Source organism: Alkalibacterium indicireducens, assembly GCF_039522005.1.
Lineage (GTDB): Bacteria > Bacillota > Bacilli > Lactobacillales > Carnobacteriaceae_A > Alkalibacterium > Alkalibacterium indicireducens.
In genome coordinates, this window is record NZ_BAAADA010000062.1 from 1 (window position 1) to 5897 (window position 5897).

The following is a 5897-nucleotide window of genomic DNA, read 5'->3' on the forward strand; positions in this document are numbered from 1 at the left end:
TTGAGCTTCGCTCAATAGGCATTCATCTCCCACCTACGCTTCGCTTAGAGGTGGGAGTCTTCTGTCAAATGGTGATAAAAACCACCGGTCATCAAGACAGTTTATTTCATACTGTCTCGATGACGGGCGGTTTTCTATTAGTACGCAAGCTCATGTATCTCCTTCTGATTCACTCGTTTGCTTCATTGGAAGCTTCTGATTGCCTCAGGGCTTTTTCCCTCTTTTTTCTTGCCCTAAGTGTCCTGAAAAAATCAGACAGCAAGGCTGAGCACTCTTCTTTCCTGACTCCCTTGTGCACCTCACACTGGTGGTTCAGACGGTCATCCTGAAGAACAGTCATCAACGACTCCACTGCCCCGCCCTTGGGATCAGCTGGCCCATAATAAACTGAACGCAGGCGGGAAAGTACAATGGCGCCGCTGCACATGACACACGGTTCCAACGTTACAAACAGATCACACTCTTCCAGTCGCCAGTTACCCAGATGCTGATTCGCCTCCTTGATTGCTATCATCTCGGCATGAGCGGCGGCTTCCTGAAGCGTTTCTCTCTGATTATGTCCTCGGCCGATCACTTGGCCATCTTTGACAATCACTGCCCCGATGGGGACTTCTAATATTGCTTCGGCCTTCTTTGCTTCGATGATCGCTTCAGCCATCCATCGGTCTATTTCTTTTTCGGTGTATCCAGTCATCTCGATCGCTCCAAAATTCACTTTTTCTTCATTATACCTTAGTTTCTCTTTGCATCAAACAGTGGTAAAATTAAGCTACATTGAGATAGGAGGAATAAGTTTGGATTATGCAAACTTGAAAACACTGTATCCCGAAGCGGTTTTGTCCGATCTGCCATTTATGGACGAAGACACTTTCCGCATTCCTTATAAAAATAAATGGATTCATATCCCGAAAAAAGAGCTGACTGAAAAAGAGTGGCAGCTTCTTGTCATGCTTAAACAGGAAATTGAGCCTTCTTCCTTTCCAGTCTCGGACTCTAAATGGGCTGAACTGATTCAAGGCCAAAGAGAACTTCCACCTAAAACCACTCAGATGATACGTCTGACTCAGCTCTACCTGGAGAAAATAGATACACAATTCGACTATTTAATCTGGATTGATTCAATCAGACAATTATTCGAACCTGTTCTGGATGTCTTTTTTATAAGCAGCGATACCTGTCTTATAGTGCAGGATACTGGCGCCCCGAATTTCTCTGATGAAGAAATAACAGGTATCCTCCAGACACTTGAGGATGACTTTTCAATAAGAACACATGCTTATATTGGACAATTCTGGACACCAGACCACAATCTTTATGACTTATTTAAAGAAGAACAGAATATTTTTCAGCAGGAAGTCACACATATGCACCATCAGGTCAGTTCGCTTCCGGATATTGCCCTGCATCATTTTACAAAAGATGCGCTGGCAAAAAGTGCCATAATGAAGGAACTCAAAACTCAAATCGATGCCTCAGACGACTGGCACGAATTAATCCAAGCTTTATGGCAAAGTCAGGGAAATATCAGTGTTGCTGCTAAACAACTGTTTATACACCGCAATACGCTACAGTACCGGATGGACCGATTCAATGAATCCACCGGTCTATCCTTGAAAAACATGAATGAACTGCTGCTGTGCTATCTTCTCATTCTATAAATAAAGGCCTCCTATAAAAGGAGACCTTTTTTACTTAGCCGGAACTGACTACTTTTTAACTTTCTTAAATGCTTTTTTCGCATCTTTTGACTTGTCCTGCATATAATCTTTCATATCAGAACCCATATCAGAGAACTTATCTTCCAGATTGCTAACTTTTCCAGCAGCACCAGCGAGCAAATTAATTTCATCGTCAGTCAGTTTGCTGACTAATTTTTTTGCACTTTTGCTGTTAAATTTATCATTCACATAGTGCTTCGCTTTCTGCCGATTCACTGTTGCTTTCGTTTTTTTCTTCGCATTGTCAGAAGAAAAAAGAAAAGTAAGAATCCCGACTAAAAACGCAACCCCTACTCCAATCAGAATACTCTTTTGCGTGTCATCTATTTTTTTCATCCATTTCAATCCTCTCTTATTTGATTTATCAATTTAATAGTACCAGAGAAAGAGCTGCTGTTTCAAAGATAAACGCTTGATTATCTGATCTCGGTTAATGAAATCTGATTACATCCTATCCGTTTATTTTTCTGATGGTGTGCTGTGCAGTTGAGCAAGAGGTGCTTTCAGTACTGGCTTGTCAGCCATAGCCTGAGGATTTTTAATGTATTTGAAGTCATTTCCGTCAGCGGCTTCTTTCCCATCCACTACCGGTTTACTGTCTTCCCCTTTTGAGAAATTATAAAGGGTATGAATCACCATCAAGCACTTCGTATTTTTCAGGAACTGTTCCCGGTACAACGATGCCTTCTTTAGCTTCCAGTTCTTTGATGGCTTCGATCCACTGAAGCTAGTGCTGTTTGTCTCTAGCCAGAAGGAAACCGAGCATATCTCTGATTCCTTTATCTTCTGTCTTTTCATAGAGTCTGGCTACTTGAAGGTGTCCCTGTGATTCTTTCTTGTGCGTGAATATAGTAACATCCTTTCTTTTTTTGTAGTGTTTATCAACAGATAAACGTTATCACCCTACATTTTCTTAACCTAATGATATAAATTGTTATCTTGTTTTCAATATTGAGAAAAAACCACACGTCCATTTTAAGAGGTATAACATCTCAAAAACGAACGCGTGGTTCTTACAGCATATGATTACTAACTGAAAACAAAATCCAGTATCTTTTATCAATTAGTTATTTTAGACTTTTTATTCTTTTCTTCTCTAACTCTTAAGGTGATTTCCCCTTTTGAAGCGCCTAAAGTCACTTTGTCTTTCAGACTGATTTCGCCGGATAGCAACGCTTCACTCAAACGGTCTTCCATCTTATTCTGAATGGCTCGCTTAAGTGGACGGGCACCATACTCTGGATCAAATCCCTCTTCAGCAATCACATCCATAGCTGATGAAGTGATTTTAAGCTGGATACCGATTTCTTCCATACGAGTCACAATATTTTTTGTTAATAATTTAACGATTTCACGAAGCTCATCTTTTTTGAGAGACTGGAACACGATAGTGTCATCGATACGGTTAAGGAACTCCGGTCTGAAGGCATTTTTCAGTTCTTCACGAATTCGTTTCTCCATTGCATCATGATCGAACCGCTTATCGATTGCTCCAAATCCAACAGATTTCTCATCTCTGAGAGCTGTAGCTCCTAAGTTGGATGTCATAATAAGAATAGTATTTTTGAAATCTACTTTTCTGCCTTTTCCATCTGTGAGCACTCCGTCATCCAGAACTTGAAGCAGGATGTTGAAGACGTCAGGGTGAGCTTTCTCCACTTCATCAAGAAGTATAACTGAATAAGGCTTCTGTCTAATTTTCTCAGTCAGTTGTCCACCTTCATCATAACCGACATAACCTGGAGGTGAACCGACTAGACGACTCGTACTGTATTTCTCCATAAATTCAGACATATCTACTCTAACCAGGGCTTCTTCGCTTCCGAACATTGACTCTGCCAGAGCTTTAGCCAGTTCTGTCTTACCTACACCAGTAGGACCCAGGAACATAAATGAACCAATTGGACGGTTAGGATCTTTCAGCCCACTGCGTGCTCGTCTGATAGCTTTAGAAACGGCAACGACAGCCTGCTCCTGACCGACAACACGCTCATGGAGTACTTTTTCAAGATTAAGCAGTCGTTCGCTTTCTTTCTGTTCCATCTGATTTACTGGTATACCCGTCCACTGAGATACAACTTCCGCTATATCCGATTCGGTCACTCGAAGCTGGCTTTCATCTGCATCATCATCCTGCTTGAGCAGTTTTTCCAGTCGTTTTCTCTGCCTCATCTCTTTTTCTCTTATCTGAGCTGCACGTTCGAAGTCCTGAGACTGAATAGCCTTTTCTTTTTTACGAATCAGATCTTCAAGCGTTTCAGTTGCTTTTGATAACGGTGTTGGCGAATCACTCTCGTCCATACGAACCTTGGATGCAGATTCATCCATCAGATCAATCGCTTTGTCTGGCAACTGTCTTGACGTGATATATCGCGTAGACAGATGCACAGCCGCTCTGAGTGCTTCATCGGTTATCTTCACACCATGGTGCTGCTCATAACGTTCTCTCAGGCCAAACAGTATTTCTTCAGCCTCCATTTCAGAAGGCGGGTCGACATGAATAGATGCAAATCGTCTTTCAAGTGCAGCATCTTTTTCAATATGCTTCTGGTATTCATCTAGTGTTGTTGCACCAATCGTCTGGAGTTCACCACGTGCTAGTGCAGGTTTAAGAATATTGGACGCATCGATGGCACCTTCTGCTCCTCCAGCACCAATCAGCGTGTGTAATTCATCAATAAATAGAATGACTTCTCCATCCTGATAAATTTCGTCAATTATTTTCTTCATACGTTCTTCGAATTCACCACGATACTTCGTTCCTGCAACTAATGACCCCATGTCCAGAGTCATCAGACGCTTATTCTGAAGTACTGGCGGAACTTCATTTGCAATAATTTTTTGTGCTAAACCTTCTGCTATTGCTGTTTTACCTACTCCAGGATCCCCTACAAGAACAGGATTGTTCTTGGTGCGTCTGCTTAGTATCTGAATAATTCGTCTGACTTCCTTGTTTCGTCCTACGATAGGATCCAATCTGTTGTCTCTAGCCTGCTGAGTCAGATCACGTGCTAGAGAATCGAGTGTAGGGGTTCCGCCAGAGGCAGATTGCTGCGTTTTACCCGGACGTCTGCTGCCTGCTCTGCTTTTTCCATTTTTATCCTGAGCCCCTAATTTCTTGAGCACAAGCTGTCGGGCTTTGGCCAGATTCACATCAAGGTTATTCAGAATTTTCGCTGATAAAATTTCTTCATCTCTGAGAAGACCTAGCAGCAGATGTTCAGTTCCGACTAACGGCCGTTTCATTCGTCTGGCTTCATCCGTAGCATACTTTATAATCTGTCTAGCTCTAGGTGAATAAGGCAGTATTGCGTTTTTAGGCAGAGTTTGCTCAGGCCCGTAACTTGATAGGTGTTCAATTTCTTCTCTAATATCTTCTTCTGTTATTGTCAGTTCTCTTAATGTCTTACCTGCAATCCCATCTTCTTCAATAATAAGTCCCAATAAAAGATGCTCTGTTCCAACAGTTCTATGGCGGAAAGATTGCGCTTCTTCCTGAGCGATCAGTAAGGCTTTCTTGGCTTTTTCTGTAAATAGTTCATTCATGTGTGGTCCGCCTTTCGTTTGTTTGGCTCTTCATACTTCAAATTGACTAACATCGTTCGTAATAGATTTGATCGTAGACGATTGTCTATCGCTCTTTCACCGGTATATAAGGATTTATCCATGGCAACAAGCATGAGTTTTGCTTCTCTTTTAGTGATAATATCGTCTTCATATAATTTCTGTACAACAGATTTTGCATCCTTTTCAGATATGCTGTCTCCAATGATTTCTATCATAGTATTCAACATATCAAGATCATCTAGTACCTGAACTTTTATAATTCGGATATATCCCCCGCCGCCTCGTTTACTTTCCACCAGATATCCTTTCTGGATCGTGAAGCGTGTGTTGATGACATAATTGATCTGAGAAGGGACGCAGTCGAATAATTGTGCTATTTCACTTCGTCTGATTTCTACCTGATCCTGCTGCTGCAGCACTTTCTTTAAATAAGCTTCAATAATATCCGTCATATTCTGATTTTCCATATCGAACATCTACTGAAAGTAGTGACTTGAAGTGTATCTAAATTCTCTTGTAATTTCAAGTCCTTTCAGTACCCTCCTCGTATAATAAGTTTGTAGTTAAGAATTGTTCTTAACTTAGTTGATTGATTAACTGTTTGAAAGAATG

7 protein-coding genes are annotated in these 5897 nt (G+C 41.3%); 1 reads left to right on the plus strand and 6 read right to left on the minus strand.

The window, feature by feature from the left end; genetic code table 11:
- Positions 1-169 precede the first annotated feature (169 nt).
- On the minus strand, positions 170-694 hold the full coding sequence (gene tadA, locus ABFX15_RS04065; protein ID WP_346024222.1) for a tRNA adenosine(34) deaminase TadA: 525 nt from the start codon (positions 692-694) through the stop codon (positions 170-172).
- Between the two features lie 100 nt (positions 695-794).
- On the opposite strand from tadA, the gene ABFX15_RS04070 reads away from it, so the two are divergent.
- Positions 795-1658 carry a helix-turn-helix domain-containing protein gene (locus ABFX15_RS04070; RefSeq protein ID WP_346024223.1) on the plus strand — a complete coding sequence of 288 codons (864 nt, stop codon included), beginning with the start codon at positions 795-797 and terminating at the stop codon, positions 1656-1658.
- A gap of 48 nt (positions 1659-1706) precedes the next feature.
- On the opposite strand, the gene ABFX15_RS04075 is transcribed toward ABFX15_RS04070, so the two are convergent.
- The 5 genes from ABFX15_RS04075 to ABFX15_RS04090 all read right to left on the minus strand — a co-directional run bounded on the left by ABFX15_RS04075 (position 1707) and on the right by ABFX15_RS04090 (position 5752).
- The gene (locus ABFX15_RS04075) at positions 1707-2054 is read right to left on the minus strand and encodes a hypothetical protein (RefSeq protein ID WP_346024224.1); all 348 of its coding nucleotides are present in this window, start codon (positions 2052-2054) and stop codon (positions 1707-1709) included.
- Between the two features lie 123 nt (positions 2055-2177).
- Entirely contained in the window at positions 2178-2357 is a 180-nt protein-coding gene (locus ABFX15_RS04080) for a hypothetical protein (protein WP_346024225.1), read from the minus strand.
- 88 nt (positions 2358-2445) lie between these two features.
- Positions 2446-2568 (minus strand): manganese catalase family protein, encoded by a 123-nt coding sequence (locus tag ABFX15_RS12150; RefSeq protein WP_428830596.1) that lies wholly within the window; start codon positions 2566-2568, stop codon positions 2446-2448.
- Positions 2569-2777: 209 nt separating this feature from the next.
- Positions 2778-5264, minus strand: a complete 2487-nt coding sequence (locus tag ABFX15_RS04085; protein ID WP_346024226.1) for an ATP-dependent Clp protease ATP-binding subunit — start codon at positions 5262-5264, stop codon at positions 2778-2780.
- Positions 5261-5752 (minus strand): CtsR family transcriptional regulator, encoded by a 492-nt coding sequence (locus tag ABFX15_RS04090; RefSeq protein WP_346024227.1) that lies wholly within the window; start codon positions 5750-5752, stop codon positions 5261-5263. Before ABFX15_RS04090 ends, ABFX15_RS04085 begins: the two co-directional genes overlap by 4 nt.
- Positions 5753-5897 lie beyond the last annotated feature (145 nt).